Origin of the sequence: Lujinxingia litoralis (assembly GCF_003260125.1) — a bacterium.
GTDB lineage: Bacteria > Myxococcota_A > Bradymonadia > Bradymonadales > Bradymonadaceae > Lujinxingia > Lujinxingia litoralis.
Genome location: NZ_QHKO01000004.1, coordinates 377,596 through 393,954, shown reverse-complemented (window position 1 = coordinate 393,954; position 16,359 = coordinate 377,596). Strand labels below are relative to the sequence as shown.

Below are 16,359 nucleotides of genomic sequence, written 5' to 3'. Positions count from 1 at the left end.
CTACGATGGCAAGTCAGCGGGGCCCGAGGCCTGGAGCCTCCGGCGCTCAGATCAAAGTTAGGTCCGGGGCACCGGGCGCAAAACCGCCGGGCATCCGGTCACGCTGCGGGTTGACAGCCGGGCGCCTGCGATGACACTGCTCGCCACCCGGGCCTCTCGGGTCGCTCCGGGCGAGCGGAGGTCGTGGGAAGAAATCGTTTTGAGTTTTGTTACATCACTGTGACATAAAGGTCGTCTAAGCTGCCGGGCGCGGTATGTTGGTCGACCTTTTGGCCCCCCATGGATCGTATATGTCGATTGCCGAAGCTGATCTGACGAAGTTGCGACGTATCGGAAGCATCGTTGCCGACACCATTCAGGAGATGCGCTCGCATCTCGCACCGGGCATCACCACCGGGGAGCTCGATGATATCGGGCGCGCTTATCTGGATAAGCATGGCGCGCGCTCCGCCCCCGAGCTTACCTATAACTTTCCGGGGGCGACCTGCATCAGCGTGAACCACCGCGCGGCGCACGGTATCCCGGGCGATCTGGTGATCGAGGATGGGGACCTGGTCAACATCGATGTCTCCGCCGAACTCGACGGTTTCTATGGCGACAGCGGCGCCTCGTTTGGCGTGGGGACGATCACCGAGGAGCAGGAGGCGTTGCTCACGGCGACGCGCGAGGCCCTGGAGAAGGCGATGAGCATGGCTCGCCATGGCCGGCCGATTCAGATGGTGGGGCGCGTGGTGGAGACAATGGCCCGCAAGCGGGGATTTACCGTGATTCGGAACCTCGGAGGGCATGGGATCGGCCGCAGCCTTCATGAGAAGCCGAGCTTCATTCCGCATTTTTATGACCGCAACGAGAAGCGGCGCTTCAAGGAGGGCATGGTGCTCACCCTGGAGCCCTTTCTGGCGATGGGGGCCAAAGAGGTCGAGGACAGCGACGACGGATGGACCTTGCTCACCGAGAACCGGGGGCTGGTGGCGCAGTTTGAGCACACCATGATCATCACCCGGGGTGAGCCCATTGTGTTGACGCGTCCGACACCTCCTTGAAGAGAATTTTCGGGCCAGGGGCCCGGCTGCCAGAAACAGGTTGGATGATGTCATCAGGGAAGGCAGGCGTGATCTGGGCATCAGCGCTGAGCGCGCTGGCGCTGATGATGGGGGCTGGCGAGGGGGCGGCGCAGGAGAGCCCCCCCGAGTCAACCTATGGGGTGTATGTCGATGGCGAGGTTCGCCCCCGGTTGGAGTTTCGGCTCCACAGCAACCTGGGGGGCGAGCCTGACGACCTGGCGATCACTCGCCGGGGGGATTACGACCGGATCAGCCAGCGAAGTCGCCTGGGGGTGACCTTTGAGCAGGAGATGTGGGCGGCGCGTGTGGCGCTGATCGCGGTGTCGATCTGGGGGCGCTCCGGCCTGACGGTGAGCGATGAGGTGGGGCTCTCGCTTTATGAGGGGTGGGCGGAGATGCGTCCGATGGAGGCGCTTTCGCTGAAAGTGGGGCGCTTTCCGATCTCCTACGGGGAGGGGCGCGTGCTCTCCGGGTCGTCGTGGAACCAGCTGCCCCGGACCTGGGATGCGGTGCGCATGAAGCTCTTTCCGCATGCCACGTTGCGCATCGACACCTTTGCCGGGCAGTACCGCGACGGGGGCGACTCCCAGGTCAGCGGGCAACCCCTGGCCGGCGACGACTACCTCATCGGCACTTACGGCTGGTATCAGGTCGACCAGGGGCTGGTGCGTCGGGCCGATGTGTACGCGCTCCACGATTGGCGGCAGGGCGGCGGGGCCGAGGGGGAGGTGACCGAGCGTCTGAGCACGGTGGGGGCGCGGGTGGTGCTCTCGGCCGGGCCGGTGGAGCTGGAGGCGGAGGGAGCTGGCCAGTTTGGACGGGCCTGCCCGGTGGATGTGGCCACCGAGTCGCAATGCGCCGGCGATCGACGTGACGTGCGGGGGTATTTCTATGACACCGAGCTCTCGGTGGACCTGCCGATCCTGAGCGACTTTGATGTGGTGGTCGGCCATGCCTTTGCCAGCGGCGACGATCCGGGCACGGCGGTCGACGGGAATTATCGCCAGCTCTTCGGCTCCACGCATAGTTTTCACGGGAAGATGGACTTTGTGCGCCGCACCAACCTGCGCGAGTACCGGTTGGGCTTTGATGTGAGCCTGGGGCCGGTGTCGCTGGTCGAGCGGGCGCATCTGCTGGAGCGGGTGGAGGGCAACGCCGGGATCATCGGCGTAGAAGTCGACAGCCTGGTGGCCTGGGGGCTCTACAAGGGGTTGACTCTGGATGCCGGCTACGGGGTCTTTTTCCCGGGGGAGGCGGCCACCGAGTCCGGCGCGCCCCGCGGCGAACGCCCGGCCCACTGGGTGTTTATGCAGCTCAGGGGCACCTTCGGCTCCCGGCCCTGACCTGAGAGCGGGACTCGGGAGCGGGCCAGCCGCCTGCTACGGGGCCCGGAATGAGGCTGGTCGGCTACACGCCTCCGGTGGCTCTCATCGGGCGTCCGGCAGCTTCGCCGCTGGCAACCAGGAGCAGCAACGCGCCCACGATGAATGCGCTCCAGAAGGCGGGGCGCACGTCGTAGTAGTTGGCGACAAAGGGGCTGAGCATCAGCCAGAGGGCCAGGACCAGGGTGGTCCAACGCAGACCGAGGAAGCGGTTGGGGTTGGCAAAGCGCAGCAGCGCGATCAGGGTCAGCGCGCTGCCAATGACCAGGGCGTTCCACCAGGCGCTGGGGTCCCAGGCAAAGCCCAACAGGTAGGGCGAAAGCACAAGCCAGATGCCGCTGGCAAGCACGAAGGCGTAGACGAGCACGGCGCGGCGAGAGGAGGCGGGGGCCATGACAACTCCTTACGACAGGGGGCGGCGGGAGCTCCTGGTAAGGAAGGTAGGCACGAAGGTTGGGCGCGCCGGGAGAGGGCGCCGTGCTTGAGATCCGGGGGCTCGTGGGCAGATTCAGCCGGGCAAGATTAAGTCTTGGGCCGTAAGCCGAGGAGTCCTATGAGCACGCAAAAGAAAGAGGTTATGGATCTCAATCACTGGATCCGCGAGGTGGGTGCCTGGAAGAGTGAGCACCGCAAGATCCGGGCGCTGCTGGCGCAGATCGACGTGAAGCTGCGCGAGCGCGAACACGCCGTCGAAGACGCACTCTGGGTGCGTGCGCATGCCATTGATCGGAATGAGGCGCTGGGCGCAGAGCGCCTGTTGCACCGGGCGCTGGTCTCCGTGGAACGCGAAGAGGCCGAGCTTCACCGACGCCTGACCCGGATCTGTAACGAGCTGGAAGCTGTGGAGATCGAGCGGCCCCCGGCGATCACCTCGGCGCCGGGGGCTTCTGAAGAAGCCCCGGGGCGCGCCGGGGAGGAGGAGCGCCTCGAAGAGGCCGCCTGGGAGTCGTTTCCGGCCAGCGATCCGCCCTCCTTTAATCCGGGCCGCGCCTGAGTCCTGGCGCGTTCAACGCTTAAAGTCGAGGTCGGCGCCCCGGGCCAGCACCTGGCCGTTGTAGAGCGAGGAGATCTGGCGCAGGGCGCCGGCCTGATCAAAGTCGGTCAGCGCGCTGATGCCGTCGGCGGGCACCACCACCCTAAACCAGCGCAGGCCGGCCGAGGCCGCGGTCTGGGCCACGCAGATGTTGGCGACGGTGCCTACGATGATCAGTGTCTCGATCTTCCAGATCCGCGAGAGGTAGTGCTCCAGATTGGTGCCGTAGAAGGCGTCATAGCGGGCCTTGCGTACCACGTGGTCACCGCTCTGAGGGTTGAGGCGAGGGAGGAACTCCCAGCCCCAGGTACCCTCCACGCAGTGGACCGGCCAGATCTCAAACTCCCGGTCACTGCTCTGGTGGGTATCCTGAGTAAAGATCACTTGCACATCGGCCTGACGCGCCCGTTCCACCAGCTCTGAGATCGGCTGCACGGTGAGTTCGGCGGCTTCTACTGAGAGGGCGCCCCGCGGGTCGACGAAATCGTTCTGCATATCGACGACGAGCAGGGCGGTGGTGGTCGGGTCCAGGGTCAGGTGGTCGCTGGTGGGGAGCTCGGGGATCTCCACGGAAGATTTGTCAGGCAGTCCGGTGAACGTCATCATGACTCCAGGGCAGTGGGGGGCGTGCTGTACCATTGCGACGCCTGGGCGTCGCCCAAACAAAGGCCGGGTGATGGCGAAGTTAGAGGTGGGCGATCTAGCCCCGGAGTTTGAGCTTCCCGATGAGCGCGGACGCGCGGTGCGTCTGAGTCAGGAGTTGGAGAAGGGTCCGGTGCTTCTGGTGTTTTATCCGGGGGATTTTTCGCCGGTATGCACCCGCCAGCTCTGCAGCTATCGCGATAGTTACGATCGCTTTGCAGAGCTGGGGGTAAACCTCCTCGGCATCAGCGACGACACTATCGCTAAGCACCGGCGCTTCAAAGAGGAGCGTCACTTTCCTTTTCGGCTGTTGGCCGACCCCCGACGCGAGGTGATTGAGTGCTACGCGGGCATCGGCCTGCTCTCGGGAGGGCGAGCACACCGGGCGAACTTTTTGGTCGGAAAGGACGGGCGCCTGGCCTACATCCATGTGGAGAAGGTCAGCCTCTTTCATCGCGGGGCGGATGAGCTCTACGGAGCCCTGCGGCGGGCGTTGGGTTCGCCGAGCTGAGTCGGAGCTAAGGGGAGGGAAGCGTGGGCCTCAGCAGCAGTTCCCCCAGCCTCCCCAGTGCGCCCAGGCGGCCAGTAGGAGGATGGCCAGGAGCGCGCTGCAGATCATCAGGGTTGCTTGCAGATGCGGACTTTTGCGAAAGGAATCCGGGGTCAGAGCCATCGGGGGGCTTCCTCCGTGAAGCGACGCGGCAAGACGGCCAGAGAAGCAAGCGCGCGGGTCAATCCAGAGCCAAGAGACTAAGGTCGGGGCACAAGAGAAGAGCTTAAGCACCGCGGGAGGAGGCTCCAGCGGGCCGCGCTTCTGCTTGCTCATAGCGACGAGCAAAGGGTGCGTCCCCGACGCGAAGGTGATATTCAAGAAGGTCGATGGTAGCACTGAAGCCACCCGGGAGACGAGCCCGAATGCGTGTATGTGCTCGCCGGGTGCCTGAGTCCGATGAAATGACAGGGAGTGAGAGGATGGAACGCGTGAGAAAGATGTCGATGAGGCTTGCGGCGGCGGTGATGGTGGTGGCGCTGAGCGGCGCCCTGGGCTGTGGCGCCGAAGGTCCGGAGCCCGACCCGGAGGATGTCGGGGCGGATATCGACGAGACGCCGGATGCCGGGGATGACGCCGACGCGGACACCGATGGTAGCAGCGATGCCGATGTCGAGGGTGACGCTGACAGCGGCGACGAGGGGGATGCCGACGGCGGCGACGAGGGGGATGCCGACGGGGGCAGCGACGTGGAAGAGGATGCCGATGAGCTGCCGCAAGGGGATGGGCGAAGCTGCGAGACGGCCTTCGATGTAAGCCAGGGCATTGTGCTTGAGGAGCAGACCACGGTGGGCGGGCCCGAGGCTCAGGACGCCGATGACGGTACCTGCCCCAGCGGCCGGCTCTCTGGTCCGGAGATGATCTACCGGGTCTCGCCAGCCGCGGACACCGCCTACCGGGTGCACGTGGAGCCGCTCGATGTGAGCTTTGATCCGATGATTTACGTACGCACCGATTGCAGCACTCAGGTCTGTGAGGCGGGCACCGTGTTCAACGGGCCGGGCCAGTCGGAGACGCTGAGCTTTGAGGTTCCCGGCGGGGAGACGCGTTACATCATCGTCGATGGCGAGCTCCTCAGTGAGGGGGCGTATCGCCTGGAGGTCTCCATCGAGGAGTAAGGGGCGCGCGGCCGCAAGGGCGCGTCATACCGGGAGGCGCGCCGGCGTTGAGTCGGCGCGCTTTTTACTTTTCTTGGCGTGGTACATGCGGCTGTCGGCCAGCGCCAGCGCATCGGCCGGGTTGCCATCGACTTCGTGCAGGTGGGCCACCCCGACGCTGACGTCGGCCGACGCAAACCCCGCAGCGCGCAGGTTCTGCAGGGCGCTGGCGAGGCGCTCCTGGAGCCAGCCCTGCGGGTCGGGGGCGCTCGCCACAAAGAGCAGCAATACAAACTCATCGCCGCCGATGCGGTAGATATGATCGACCTCGCGAAAGCCCCGGCGTAGCTCACGGGCGAAGCCCTCCAGGAGCTCGTCGCCGCGCCGGTGCCCCAGGTCATCGTTGATACGCTTGAGGCCGTCTACGTCGCAGAAGACCACCAGCAGGTCGCGCGGGCGCTCGTCGGCGATGAGCGCGGCGATGTCCGCGTCGAAGGCGGCGCGATTTCGCAGGCCGGTAAGGCCATCGGTGCGCGCGAGGCGTTCGGCCCAGGAGGCGCGTCCCTGCAGCTGGTGCATGCGCTCAGCCACCGCGTAGGCCATGATCAACATGCCCATGGCGGTGGAGGTCAGGGTGGCCAGACGCAGTGTGGCCGTGGGCAGCGCCGGCAGGAGCGGGTCGACGATGGTCAGCGAGGCGCTGATAAAGAGCAGCGAGAACGCCAGCGTGAAGAGGCGCGCGGCCAGGACGCCGGCGCGCCAGGACTGCCAGGTGCCCAGCGCCATCAGCGCCAGCGCCATCCCGGCCGCCGAGGCCTGCAGGTGGTAGGCGGTGGCGTAGTCGACCAGCGGGTTGAGCGCCAGGAGCAGTGCCACCACGATCGCCGCGATGTCAAAGATGCGACCCAGGCGCGGCGCGACCTGATGCAGGTGCAAGAACTCCCGGGAGAAGAGGAGCACGCAGAGCACCATCGCGTTGTTCGCGCTCAGGTTGAGCTGGTCGGTGTTGGTGGCCGGCAACCACAGGAGGCGCAACACCTCGTATTGGGTCAGCCACAGCAGCGTGGATGCCAGCGTATACCCGGCGAAGTACAGGTAGATTCGCTCACGCACGCGGGTCCACAGCGAGAGGCTGTGCAGAGCCAGGGCCAGCAGCGCGCCCAGGGAGAGGAGCAGCACGATCTGCAGGCGCAGGACGTGCCGGTTGAAGCTCGGGAGCGATTGGATCTCGATTTCACGGAGGTTGATCGAGGGCGGTTGAGGCGACTCGATAAAGAGCGCCACGCGATAAGGCTCGCCGGGGTTCAGGACCAGGGGGAGGTTGTGGCCGATCACCGGCAGCGCGCGCTCGTGGGCGTGAATGCTGCGTCCGGAGGAGTGCATCTGCGGCGTCCCTCCGTGCAGCGGGCGGGCGATGAGCTCGACGCGCTGGAGCGTGGGCAACAGAAATGAGAGCACGTAGTGCGGATCTGGCGCGGTGTTGATCACCTCAAAGAGCAGCACGTGGCGGCCCACCTCATAGGAGAGGCGAGGGGCGTCCTGGCGCGTCTGAGCCATCTGCCACAGGGTGGGGAGATCGGCGGGGGTGAAGCGGTGTTCGGGGTCGGCGATGACGTGAACGCGGCCCGCCAGCGAGAGGCTCTCTTGCGCGTTCAGGTTCAAGGGAGCCAGAGCGTGAGCGTCGGCGTTCGGAGGGACGAGCAGGGGCAGAACCAGGCCCAGGAGCAAGCCCAGGAGAAGCCCGAACGCACGGGAGGGCTGCTGTGGTGAGGGCAGACACGAGGTCGCCCGGGACGTGCTCATCATCGCTCCGGGGAAAGCGCACTTCAGGTAGGAGGACAGGAGAAAGAGCGGCGCCTCTGAGCGGAGCGCTACGGGGGGATGGCGAACTGTGGGGGCGATGCGGCAGGAACATGTGTTTTTAAGAAGCGGAGATCTTCGTTCGTGCGCGCTTGATGTCAGGAAAGAAGGTTCTAACTTCGGGTCGCCCTAACGTAGGAAGTCGGTTGATGCGATGGATGAGGTCGGGAGTCAAGATGAGTGCGATCAAAAAAGTAGCGATAAGTGGCGCGAGCGGATTGGTGGGGAGTGCCCTGAGCGCGCGGCTGCGCGCGCAGGGCGTGGCGGTGGTGCCTATGGTGCGCTCGCCAGAGCAGGAGGGCATCTACTGGTCGGTGCCCCGGGCTGAGATCGATGCCGAGGCGCTGGCCGGGGTTGACGCGGTGGTGCACCTGGCCGGCGAAAGCCTGGCTTCGGGGCGGTGGACCCGGGCGCGCAAGGAGGCGATCTACGCGAGTCGGGTTTCTGGAAGCGCGTTGATCGCTGGAGCGATGGCCGAGATGGAAGCGGGCCCCCGAACCCTGATCTGCGCCTCGGCGGTGGGCTACTATGGTGACACCGGAGATCGGTGGGTCGACGAGGAGGCTCCCCCCGGCGAGGGGTTTCTGGCGGAGGTTTGCGTGGCCTGGGAGGCGGCCTGCGACCCCGCGCGAAAGGCCGGTATCCGCGTGGTGAACACTCGCCTGGGGGTGGTGCTTGCCAGGGAGGGCGGGGCGCTCCCGGCGATGCGGCGGCCCTTTAAACTCGGGGTGGGCGGGCGCCTGGGCAGCGGTCAGCAGTACATGAGCTGGATCGCGTTGAGCGATGTGGTCGGGGCGCTGATCTGGGCCCTGGAGCAGCCCGGGGTTGAGGGGCCCCTCAACCTGGTGAGCCCGCAGCCGGTGACCAACGCCGAGTTCACCCGGGCGCTGGGGCAGGCCCTGCACCGCCCCGCGGTGGTACCGACACCGGGGGCCGCGCTCAAGCTGGCGCTGGGCGGGGAGATGGCCCGGGAGATGCTCCTGCAGGGCCAGCGCGTACGCCCCGCGCGCCTGGAGGAGGGCGGGTATGTGTTTGAGCATCCGGAGCTCAAAGAGACGCTGGGCCGGCTTTTCGAGCGCTGAGTTTGCCCTTCCGGGCGAATGACGCGCTCCGGACTTCCCGACGCCTCAAATCCCTTCAGGAGTGACCCTCTTTAAGGGCCTCGACCACCCAGCGACATAGCGCCGGCATATTTTCGTCGGGTTCGACCACTGGCGCGAAGCGGGGGGCTATGGCGAACCGTCCCGGGGGGGCATCAAGGCGTCTTGGGGGGATCGCCGGCCGTGGCGGCTTGAAAAAGTTGCCCGGTCGGGTCAGGGTTTGCCATGTTCTCCAACAGTAAACCCTCATTCTGGGAGGCGCATGATGAGCGCAGAGCCCGAAGTGTCGTCTGATGTGCGGCGTCAACCCGCCGACGAAGGTTCCCGGCAGCAAAAACCCGTGGAGGCGGTGGCGATTGAGCCGCCAGCGACGCCGCGCCGACGTATGGCGCGCTTTGCGGAGCCTGGCGAGCGCAAGACGCGCTACTCGTTGCCCGCTGAACTCGATAGCGCCTCGCCAGTGGGGTATCGCCAGCGGGTGGCGCTCTCCCGGGCCCAGGCGCAGAAGGCCCTGGCGTTGCTCTCGTTGGAGCGCCCCGGCGGCTTTGGCGAGGTGGTGGCGGTGCCGGAAGGCGAGCTCTTTGAGGAGTGCGCGCTCGGGGTGCTGAGTGCGCGTCAGTCGACCAATTTTCGGGGGCACCGCCAGGTGACCTTCGGGCCGGAGGATTCCGAGCGCCTCGGGCATCTGCTACGAAGCCTGGGGCACCTGGATGCGCCGGTGTTGGAAGGGGCTTCGTACACCCACGTGGTGCTGAGTCGGCCCTATCGCACGCCCTTTACGCTCCTGCTGACTTTGATCGGGCACCGGCCGGTGCAGAGCCTGGTGACGGTGCCCTGGCGAGCGCTGCGCAAGCAGGTGTGGCACCACGATGATATCCCCTCGGTGGGGTACTTGCAGCAGCTTCACGTGGGGATTCTGGCCGACGCCATGGAGCGCGCGGCCGTGGTGGCTTCCTGTGGCCGGCGCCGCGCGCAGGTCTTCTCGGCTCCCTTCTGCAGTGAGCCTCGCCGCCGGGAGAATCGCCCGATGTTGCGGGCGATCGAGGAGATGTGCGGGGTGAGCGCGGCGGAGCGTGCGCAGGGCTGGCGCGTGGCGCTGGTGGCGCAGGTCGGGCAGGCGGTGGAGGGCGAAGAGGTCGATCTGGATCGCGACCTCTGCCGAAAGCTCGGGGCGAACCTCATGGCGTTTCGCAGCGAGCGCATTCAGCCCGGGAGCAACGCCGACGCCAGTGCGCCCGCGGAGTATCAAGAGGACCAGGGCATGGAGGTGCCCGAAGCCCTGACGGTGATGGCCGGCCGCGCGGCCTACAACGCCTTTGCGCACTGGACGGGATGCGAGCGCGAGCGCGCCAAAGAGCTGATGATGCTTGAGCGCATCGACGTGCTTAAACCCGCCGGACAGGCCCGGATCGCCGAGGTGCAAGAGGGACTCAATCAGGTGACCGACCGGGTTCTGGCGACGCTGCCAAAGTGGGCGGATCTGCCGGTGGGGCGAGCGTTTAGCCGCAACGCCCAGCGGGGTCGCAAGGCGTTTGGGCTGGCCGGCCAGCGCATCTACATCGGTGGGCTCTCCCGCCAGGAGGTCGCCGCTCAGGGGCTGGACTGGGATCAGTGCGTGCGCGCCATCGGTGCCAGCGCCTCCCGCAGCGGGCTGGTTGCCGAGCTGATGGGGGTGATGGAGCTGCCCCCGGAGTGCGATCTTCTGGCGGGGCTCTGCCTGATGGCCGGGCCGGTCAATCAGAACGATATCGGCAAGGCGTTTTACGGCCAGGAGGATCTGCTGGCGAAGACCTTTGAGGGGCGCGATCCAACCTCATTGCTGGTATGGACGCTCAAGGCCAAGACCGTGGCCGACCCCATCGGCAATGAGGAGCAGCTGATGAACCCGCGCCGCCAGGGCAAGCTGGTCGATCTTCGCCCCGGTCCGCATGACATCATCAAGGTCAAGCTGGACGGCGAGCTCCGTCCGATGCGAAAGCATGGCGAGAAGGTCAACGCGGAGCGGGCCTTTGGTGATGTGGGTAATTTTGTGCGAGATCCTCAGGGGCGTGGAATCCCCGGCAATCAGGGAGCGCGTTGGCCCGAGAGCTGGCGAGCGCAGGTGGTATGGGAGGTGGAGTGATGAGTAAGCCAGAGACGATGCACTTTGACGCGTTGCCCGCGCTGGGGCCGCTCTACGTACGGGCGGCGACGCGGCGCCGCCGCACCCCGTGCGCGGAGACGGGCTTAGAGGCCCTGAGTGCCGGCGTGGACCGCGTGCACGTGAACCCGGAGGAGCTTCAGGCCTATCGCCGGGTTTGCGGCATCGCCGACACCGGGACCGTACCGCTGCCTTACCTCCAGGTGCTTGCCGCGCCGCTGCACGCGGCGATCATCGCCCACGCCGACTTTGCGTTGCCGGCGCTGGGGCTGGTGCACCTGGAGAATACGATGGTGCAGCATCGGGCCCTGCACCCCGAGGAGGCGATCGCGTTGAGTGCCCGGGTGCTGGAGGGGCGCTGGGATGAGCGCCTGGGGTACATCGTGACCCTGGGGAGCGAGGCCCGGGTGGGACAGGAGCTGGTCTGGGAGAGCGAGTTGACGGCGCTCTCGCCGGTTCGCCGGGGCAAAAAGCGCGCAACGAAGAAGGGCGAAGCGCCACCGTCGGGCGAAGCGCCCGGCACCCGGGTTTCGGTGATGGTCGATGTCCCCGAGGCGCAGGGGCGACGCTACGCCGGAGTCTCCGGCGACTACAATCCGATCCATCTGCACGCCCTGACGGCCCGGGCGTTTGGGTTTCCGCGGGCGATCGCCCACGGGATGTGGACGCTCTCGCGGGTGTGGGCCGAGGCGCAGCCCTTGCTCCAGACCGAGGGTGAGCTGCGCTTGCAGGCGCGTTTTCGAAAGCCGGTGATGCTCCCTTCTCGGATCTGGATCGGTGTGCGGGAGGCCGCCGATGGTGAAGGTCTGGAGCTCTGTTGTAAGAGCCCGGACCTGAGCAAGACCCATCTTGAGGGGAGCGTGACCCGGGGTTAATCACCGAAGATCGCGCCGGGGTTGGCCCGCAACGTGGCGCAGGTGGTGGAGGGGGCCACGCGTTTGAGTTCGACCCGGTTGTGATCTTTGCCACGCAGCGGGCGCGACTCGGGGCCGCCCCGCAGCAGACGGCTGGTGGCATCGATGACGTTTTGCTCGGAGTTCCAGTCGACCTGACCGCGCAGGTGCGCGGGGTCTTCCACCACAAAGGTGTAGGCATCCCAGCCTCGCTGAATGACGCGGACCTCGCCGTCGACCAGACCTTCGACCCGTACCGTGAGCCCCGGATGGCCGTCGCCATCTTGGTCGACGATGCGCGGGTCATCGGGATCGTCGGGGAGTGCTTCGTTGGCCGGGTCGCGCAGGCGCACCCCGCGAATGTCCCAGTCGCGCTCGACGTGAAGTTGCCAGCCCTGATCAAGGGGGCTCAGAGACCCCTGGCGGGTGCGCGTGGGGAGGCTGTTGATGAAGGCGCGGGGGATGAGGGTACGGACGACGTTGGAGCCGCTGAGCTCGGCGTGGCAGACGGTGGACTCCAGTTCCAGGCGAGGGCCATCCTGGGTGATATCAGCGAGGAGGTAGCCGGTGGTCAGGGTGTCGACTCGCCCGATTCCCATGACTCTGGCGCGGGTGGTCGTGACGACCTTCTGCGCGTAGCGGCCCTCAAGGTTGGGAAAGGCGCGGGGCGGGCTCGTCGGGGAGGGATCTCTGACGGTGACCAGGGCTGGCGAGGGCAGCGCCTGACGAGGGGAGGTGCGTTCGGTGTTCGGAGGAGCGGGGGCGGCCTGGAGCATCGGAAGCCCGAGCATCAACGCCAGCAAAGGGGCAAACAACATAGGTACCTCAACACAAGTTCAGATGAGTGACCCCGGCGATTGTGACCACCGGTGAGGCGGTGGCAACGGGGACACTGATACTATTTTACCTGTGAGAGTTTTCAGTTTCTGCTCGCCGCAGCTGAGCACGGACCTACGCTTGGGTCGGGCGACGGGGGCGGGCTGGAGCGGGGACAAAGAGTAGGAAGGAGGGCCCGGGCTCGTACGCCGGCAGAAGGCGTGAGCTGCGCCCTGGCGGGAGCCAGGGCGCAGCGGAGCCGACGAGGATTCAGGTTCTCTGCCGGCCCTGGCGTCCTGAGAGCCCCTCAGCGGGGCTCTCGGGCGAAGAAGCGCTTCTCGGTGATTTCGAGCTCTTCCCAGAGCATGTCGCGAGAGCTGGTATCAGCACCCAGGCCGGTGATGCGGGCCTGTCCATCGATGACTTCGGTATAATACACGGTCACCAGCACGTTTTCTTCGTCGTCGCCCAGCGATGTGGATTTGCCGGCGAGTTCCACGCGATGGCCCTGGTCCATCTCCATGAGCTCAAGGGGACGCTCCGCCAGGCCGAGAGCCGCCGGGCCGTGGGTGTCGAGATGGGTGCGCAGCGTCTCCAGAATCTTCTGGCTGCCCGGCTTCTCTCGCAGTGCCGGGCTGAGGAGTTCGTGGACCTGGTCCAGATCGTTGCGTTTGACGGCGGTGACAAAGCGATTTACGGCCCGGGTGGCGTTATCGATGCCCAGATCGGAGCCCTCGGAAACCGGGTTGAGCACGGGGCTCTCGCAGCTTTGAAGCAGGTTCATCTGGGCTTTGAGCGCGATGGTAAAACGCTGCTCCGGGTAGTTGCCGCTGCCGGTGATCTGCTGCTCTCGCATGGATTGCACGCTGGCAAAGAGCAGGCGTCCGGACTCGCTGGCGACGTAGCGGCCCGAGTACTCATCGCGGTTCTCCAGGGTCAGCTCCACGGGCTCGGGAAGCGCGCCGGCGCGTGAGCGCATGTATTCCTTATAGGGGCCGGTCGACCAGTCGCTCTCCAACAGTGCCACCGGGGTGCCCTCGAGTGCTGCCCAGTGTTTGAGCTCCACCTCGGCCTGGTGGGTGGTGCCCTGGGGCTTGGGAGGGGTGTAGCCGGGAGGTGCCTGGGCTTTGCCGCGGGTGGTTTCCACGGCCAGAGAGCTTCCGCGCTGATGAATGCGCGGGGTCCACGGCGCCGTGGACCCCGGACTCGCCAGCGTCGGCAGCGCCGGGAAGAAGATCGTCAGGCCCGGGAACTCGCCCATCGCCGACCACAGCGTGGAGGGACCCTCTTCTTCCTGGAGCTGCTGCTCCCGGGGGCTTAACAACACCGGCGCCAGAGCGTCGGCGGCAATTCCGGGGTGGCGTATGGGGGCGTCGTCGACGTACTCAACGCGCTCAATATTGCCCGCGTGTAATTCCCAGCGGCCCTGGTTTACCCGAGCCTCAAACGAGCCTTGGTGCGAGGTGCGAAGCTCCAGCTCACGGCCCGAGGGGCTATATCCGGCCGGAGAGCGGATGATGATATCGGCGATAAACCCGTAGCGCAGCGGGCAGGCGTTGAGTTCCTCAAGTTGATAGGCCGGTCCGGCGCCGGGAACAGACGCCAGCGCTGTGAGTTTGCTCTCGTCGGGCAGCGCCTCCCGGAAGGCCTCGGGAAAGGCGGGCGCGTCAGCCTCCGGGGAAAAGGGGGGCGCCTCCTGACGTTCGCAGCCCGTACAGAGCAGGGCGCCGACTGTTAGAGGCGCCAAAAAAAAATGTGAACGCATGGTTATTTCCTTCGCATAAAAGCGCGGCAATTCGGCGCCAGCGCTGGGGTTCAAGCAGTTTGAGAGAGGGCGAGGATAGAGCAGTGCTGCTCCTTTGGCCAGCCGCCCGGCCTGTGTTAGCGTGCGCGCGGAAGACCTGCAGTTCCCTTCACCTCTGGCCATCTTTTCTGCTCGTTGCGTTCGCTGGCGAGCTCGTGAGGTTTAGCAATGCTCTGGACCATCCTCGGCGGTGTGCTGCTCTTTCTGGCGCTGGTCGTGCTCTACGATGTTACCCAGCGCAGGCACGCGATTTTGCGCAACTTCCCCATCATCGGACATTTTCGCTACATCCTGGAGTCGGTGGGGCCGGAGTTGCGGCAGTACATCGTGACCAACAACGCAGAAGAGCGTCCCTTCTCCCGTGATCAGCGCCGATGGGTGTATGCCTCGGCCAAACGACAGAACAACTACTTTGGCTTCGGGACCGGCAACGACCTGGAGACCGCGCCGAACTACCTGATCATCAAGCCGGCGGTCTTTCCCTACCGTGAGCCGCTGCCCGGTGATGAGGACTACGATTCGCACCATAATATCGCCTGCGCCAAGGTGCTGGGTGGGGCGCGGGGGCGCAAAAAAGCCTTCCGTCCCGACTCGGTGTTTTACGTCTCGGGGATGAGTTACGGCTCGCTCAGCGGTCCGGCGGTCGAGGCGCTCAACCGCGGCTGCGCGCTCTCCAAGTCGTTGCAGAACACTGGCGAGGGGAGCATCTCCCGGCATCACGACCATGGCGGTTCGCTGATCTGGCAGCTGGGCACCGGGTACTTCGGGGCGCGCGATAAGGACGGCAAGTTCTCGCTGGAGGAGTTGATCGTGCGGGTTCAGGAGCACAAGGTCAGCGCCATCGAGATCAAGCTCAGTCAGGGCGCCAAGCCCGGGCGCGGCGGGGTGCTTCCGGCTGAGAAGATCACCGCAGAGATCGCTCAGATTCGCGGCATCCCGATGGGCAAAGATTGCATCAGCCCGTCGAGCCACTCCGCCTTTAGCACGGTGGATGAACTTCTTGATTTTGTGGAGACCATCGCCGATGCCACCGGCTTGCCGGTGGGCATCAAGTCGGCCGTGGGCGATCTGTCCTTCTGGATTGAGCTGGCCGACAAGATGGTGCCCGGCGAACGAGGGGTTGACTTCATCGCGATCGACGGTGGTGAAGGGGGGACAGGGGCCGCGCCGCTGGTCTTTGCTGATAATGTGGCGCTTCCCTTTAAGTTAGCCTTTTCAAGGGTTTATAAGATCTTCTCGGAGCGCAATCTCCACGAGAAGGTCGTGTTCATGGGCACCGGGCGGCTGGGCTTCCCGGAGAATGCATTGCTCGCTTTCGCCATGGGCGTCGACATGGTCGGTGTGGCCCGCGAGGCGATGCTGGCCATCGGCTGCATCCAGGCTCAGAACTGCCACACGGGTCACTGCCCGGCCGGTGTCGCCACGCAGAACCGGTGGTTGATGCGTGGCCTTGATCCCACCGACAAGTCGGCGCGTATGGCCAATTACATGGTCACGCTGCGCAAAGAGGTGATGTGGCTCACCCGCGCCGTCGGGGTGGCTCATCCCTCCCAGGTCAATCTGGATCACTTCGAAATTATCGACGAGTGTTTCAGCGCCCGCTCGGCCCGGGAGATCTTTGGCTACCCGGCCTTCGCCCCGCAGGGGCAAGAGGGTGCCGCGCCGCTGCTGGCTGAGCCGGAGCAGGCCTCGCAGACCGAATCGGCCAGAGTTTGACTTGCCCCACGGATTCTGATTGAACCCTGGACTCGCCACCCCATGATGGGGTGGCCCAGACCCTGTACTCCCTCGCTTCCGTTCCTTCCTGGTAGGATGTCCATGTCCTTTTTCATGTTTCATAACGCTGAGTGCCCCCGGACGGGGCAGACCGGCGTCCGGACAGGCGGCTTTTGTGCCGCGTCCCCTGCGGAGCAGAAGGTGTAGGATTACAGAAATATTGTAATTTTTCAGTGCCGCAGGAATCCCTTCCTGCGGCCTT

15 protein-coding genes are annotated in these 16,359 nt (G+C 65.7%); 9 read left to right on the top strand and 6 right to left on the bottom strand.

Features of this window, described 5'->3' with window-relative positions:
* The first annotated feature begins 290 nt into the window (after positions 1-290).
* Positions 291-1,043 (top strand): type I methionyl aminopeptidase, encoded by a 753-nt coding sequence (gene map, locus DL240_RS11170; protein WP_111729975.1) that lies wholly within the window; start codon positions 291-293, stop codon positions 1,041-1,043.
* Positions 1,044-1,111: 68 nt separating this feature from the next.
* A complete protein-coding gene (locus tag DL240_RS11165) occupies positions 1,112-2,407 on the top strand; it encodes an alginate export family protein (protein WP_158542500.1) in 1,296 nt (431 codons plus the stop codon).
* A gap of 64 nt (positions 2,408-2,471) precedes the next feature.
* On the opposite strand, the gene DL240_RS11160 is transcribed toward DL240_RS11165, so the two are convergent.
* Positions 2,472-2,840 carry an SPW repeat protein gene (locus DL240_RS11160; RefSeq protein WP_111729973.1) on the bottom strand — a complete coding sequence of 123 codons (369 nt, stop codon included), beginning with the start codon at positions 2,838-2,840 and terminating at the stop codon, positions 2,472-2,474.
* 159 nt (positions 2,841-2,999) lie between these two features.
* Between DL240_RS11160 and DL240_RS20240 the strand changes: the two genes are divergently transcribed.
* Complete coding sequence (locus DL240_RS20240) at positions 3,000-3,440, top strand: hypothetical protein (protein WP_199589795.1); 441 nt, start codon at positions 3,000-3,002, stop codon at positions 3,438-3,440.
* A gap of 12 nt (positions 3,441-3,452) precedes the next feature.
* Here the strand turns inward: DL240_RS20240 and DL240_RS11150 are convergent, their stop codons facing one another.
* On the bottom strand, positions 3,453-4,082 hold the full coding sequence (locus DL240_RS11150; protein ID WP_111729972.1) for a cysteine hydrolase family protein: 630 nt from the start codon (positions 4,080-4,082) through the stop codon (positions 3,453-3,455).
* Between the two features lie 73 nt (positions 4,083-4,155).
* On the opposite strand from DL240_RS11150, the gene DL240_RS11145 reads away from it, so the two are divergent.
* Positions 4,156-4,632, top strand: coding sequence for a redoxin domain-containing protein (locus DL240_RS11145; RefSeq protein ID WP_158542499.1), 477 nt, complete (start codon positions 4,156-4,158; stop codon positions 4,630-4,632).
* A gap of 30 nt (positions 4,633-4,662) precedes the next feature.
* On the opposite strand, the gene DL240_RS20720 is transcribed toward DL240_RS11145, so the two are convergent.
* On the bottom strand, positions 4,663-4,794 hold the full coding sequence (locus DL240_RS20720; RefSeq protein ID WP_283808356.1) for a hypothetical protein: 132 nt from the start codon (positions 4,792-4,794) through the stop codon (positions 4,663-4,665).
* 299 nt (positions 4,795-5,093) lie between these two features.
* Here DL240_RS20720 and DL240_RS11140 point away from each other — a divergent pair, with 299 nt between their 5' ends.
* Entirely contained in the window at positions 5,094-5,789 is a 696-nt protein-coding gene (locus DL240_RS11140) for a hypothetical protein (RefSeq protein WP_111729970.1), read from the top strand.
* A gap of 24 nt (positions 5,790-5,813) precedes the next feature.
* Here the strand turns inward: DL240_RS11140 and DL240_RS11135 are convergent, their stop codons facing one another.
* The gene (locus tag DL240_RS11135) at positions 5,814-7,571 is read right to left on the bottom strand and encodes a GGDEF domain-containing protein (protein WP_158542498.1); all 1,758 of its coding nucleotides are present in this window, start codon (positions 7,569-7,571) and stop codon (positions 5,814-5,816) included.
* 233 nt (positions 7,572-7,804) lie between these two features.
* Between DL240_RS11135 and DL240_RS11130 the strand changes: the two genes are divergently transcribed.
* The 3 genes from DL240_RS11130 (at position 7,805) to DL240_RS11120 (ending at position 11,743) form a co-directional block, all read left to right on the top strand.
* The gene (locus DL240_RS11130; protein ID WP_111729968.1) at positions 7,805-8,710 is read left to right on the top strand and encodes a TIGR01777 family oxidoreductase; all 906 of its coding nucleotides are present in this window, start codon (positions 7,805-7,807) and stop codon (positions 8,708-8,710) included.
* Positions 8,711-8,993: 283 nt separating this feature from the next.
* Complete coding sequence (locus DL240_RS11125; protein WP_199589794.1) at positions 8,994-10,850, top strand: hypothetical protein; 1,857 nt, start codon at positions 8,994-8,996, stop codon at positions 10,848-10,850.
* Entirely contained in the window at positions 10,850-11,743 is an 894-nt protein-coding gene (locus DL240_RS11120) for a MaoC family dehydratase (protein WP_158542497.1), read from the top strand. The genes DL240_RS11125 and DL240_RS11120 overlap by 1 nt, the downstream gene beginning before the upstream one ends.
* Here DL240_RS11120 and DL240_RS11115 read toward each other — a convergent pair.
* Positions 11,740-12,579, bottom strand: coding sequence for a hypothetical protein (locus tag DL240_RS11115; protein ID WP_111729966.1), 840 nt, complete (start codon positions 12,577-12,579; stop codon positions 11,740-11,742). The genes DL240_RS11120 and DL240_RS11115 overlap by 4 nt on opposite strands.
* Positions 12,580-12,884: 305 nt before the next feature.
* On the bottom strand, positions 12,885-14,342 hold the full coding sequence (locus DL240_RS11110) for a hypothetical protein (protein ID WP_111729965.1): 1,458 nt from the start codon (positions 14,340-14,342) through the stop codon (positions 12,885-12,887).
* Between the two features lie 207 nt (positions 14,343-14,549).
* On the opposite strand from DL240_RS11110, the gene DL240_RS11105 reads away from it, so the two are divergent.
* Positions 14,550-16,097, top strand: coding sequence for an FMN-binding glutamate synthase family protein (locus DL240_RS11105; protein WP_111729964.1), 1,548 nt, complete (start codon positions 14,550-14,552; stop codon positions 16,095-16,097).
* Positions 16,098-16,359: the final 262 nt, after the last annotated feature.

Bases quoted from the DNA above. Each gene is read 5' to 3' on its own strand.
- map (WP_111729975.1), top strand. From the start codon at position 291: ATGTCGATTGCCGAAGCTGATCTGACGAAGTTGCGACGTATCGGAAGC.
- DL240_RS11160 (WP_111729973.1), bottom strand. From the start codon at position 2,840: ATGGCCCCCGCCTCCTCTCGCCGCGCCGTGCTCGTCTACGCCTTCGTG.
- DL240_RS20240 (WP_199589795.1), top strand. From the start codon at position 3,000: ATGAGCACGCAAAAGAAAGAGGTTATGGATCTCAATCACTGGATCCGC.
- DL240_RS11150 (WP_111729972.1), bottom strand. From the start codon at position 4,082: ATGACGTTCACCGGACTGCCTGACAAATCTTCCGTGGAGATCCCCGAG.
- DL240_RS11145 (WP_158542499.1), top strand. From the start codon at position 4,156: ATGGCGAAGTTAGAGGTGGGCGATCTAGCCCCGGAGTTTGAGCTTCCC.
- DL240_RS20720 (WP_283808356.1), bottom strand. From the start codon at position 4,794: ATGGCTCTGACCCCGGATTCCTTTCGCAAAAGTCCGCATCTGCAAGCA.
- DL240_RS11140 (WP_111729970.1), top strand. From the start codon at position 5,094: ATGGAACGCGTGAGAAAGATGTCGATGAGGCTTGCGGCGGCGGTGATG.
- DL240_RS11135 (WP_158542498.1), bottom strand. From the start codon at position 7,571: ATGAGCACGTCCCGGGCGACCTCGTGTCTGCCCTCACCACAGCAGCCC.
- DL240_RS11130 (WP_111729968.1), top strand. From the start codon at position 7,805: ATGAGTGCGATCAAAAAAGTAGCGATAAGTGGCGCGAGCGGATTGGTG.
- DL240_RS11125 (WP_199589794.1), top strand. From the start codon at position 8,994: ATGAGCGCAGAGCCCGAAGTGTCGTCTGATGTGCGGCGTCAACCCGCC.
- DL240_RS11120 (WP_158542497.1), top strand. From the start codon at position 10,850: ATGAGTAAGCCAGAGACGATGCACTTTGACGCGTTGCCCGCGCTGGGG.
- DL240_RS11115 (WP_111729966.1), bottom strand. From the start codon at position 12,579: ATGTTGTTTGCCCCTTTGCTGGCGTTGATGCTCGGGCTTCCGATGCTC.
- DL240_RS11110 (WP_111729965.1), bottom strand. From the start codon at position 14,342: ATGCGTTCACATTTTTTTTTGGCGCCTCTAACAGTCGGCGCCCTGCTC.
- DL240_RS11105 (WP_111729964.1), top strand. From the start codon at position 14,550: ATGCTCTGGACCATCCTCGGCGGTGTGCTGCTCTTTCTGGCGCTGGTC.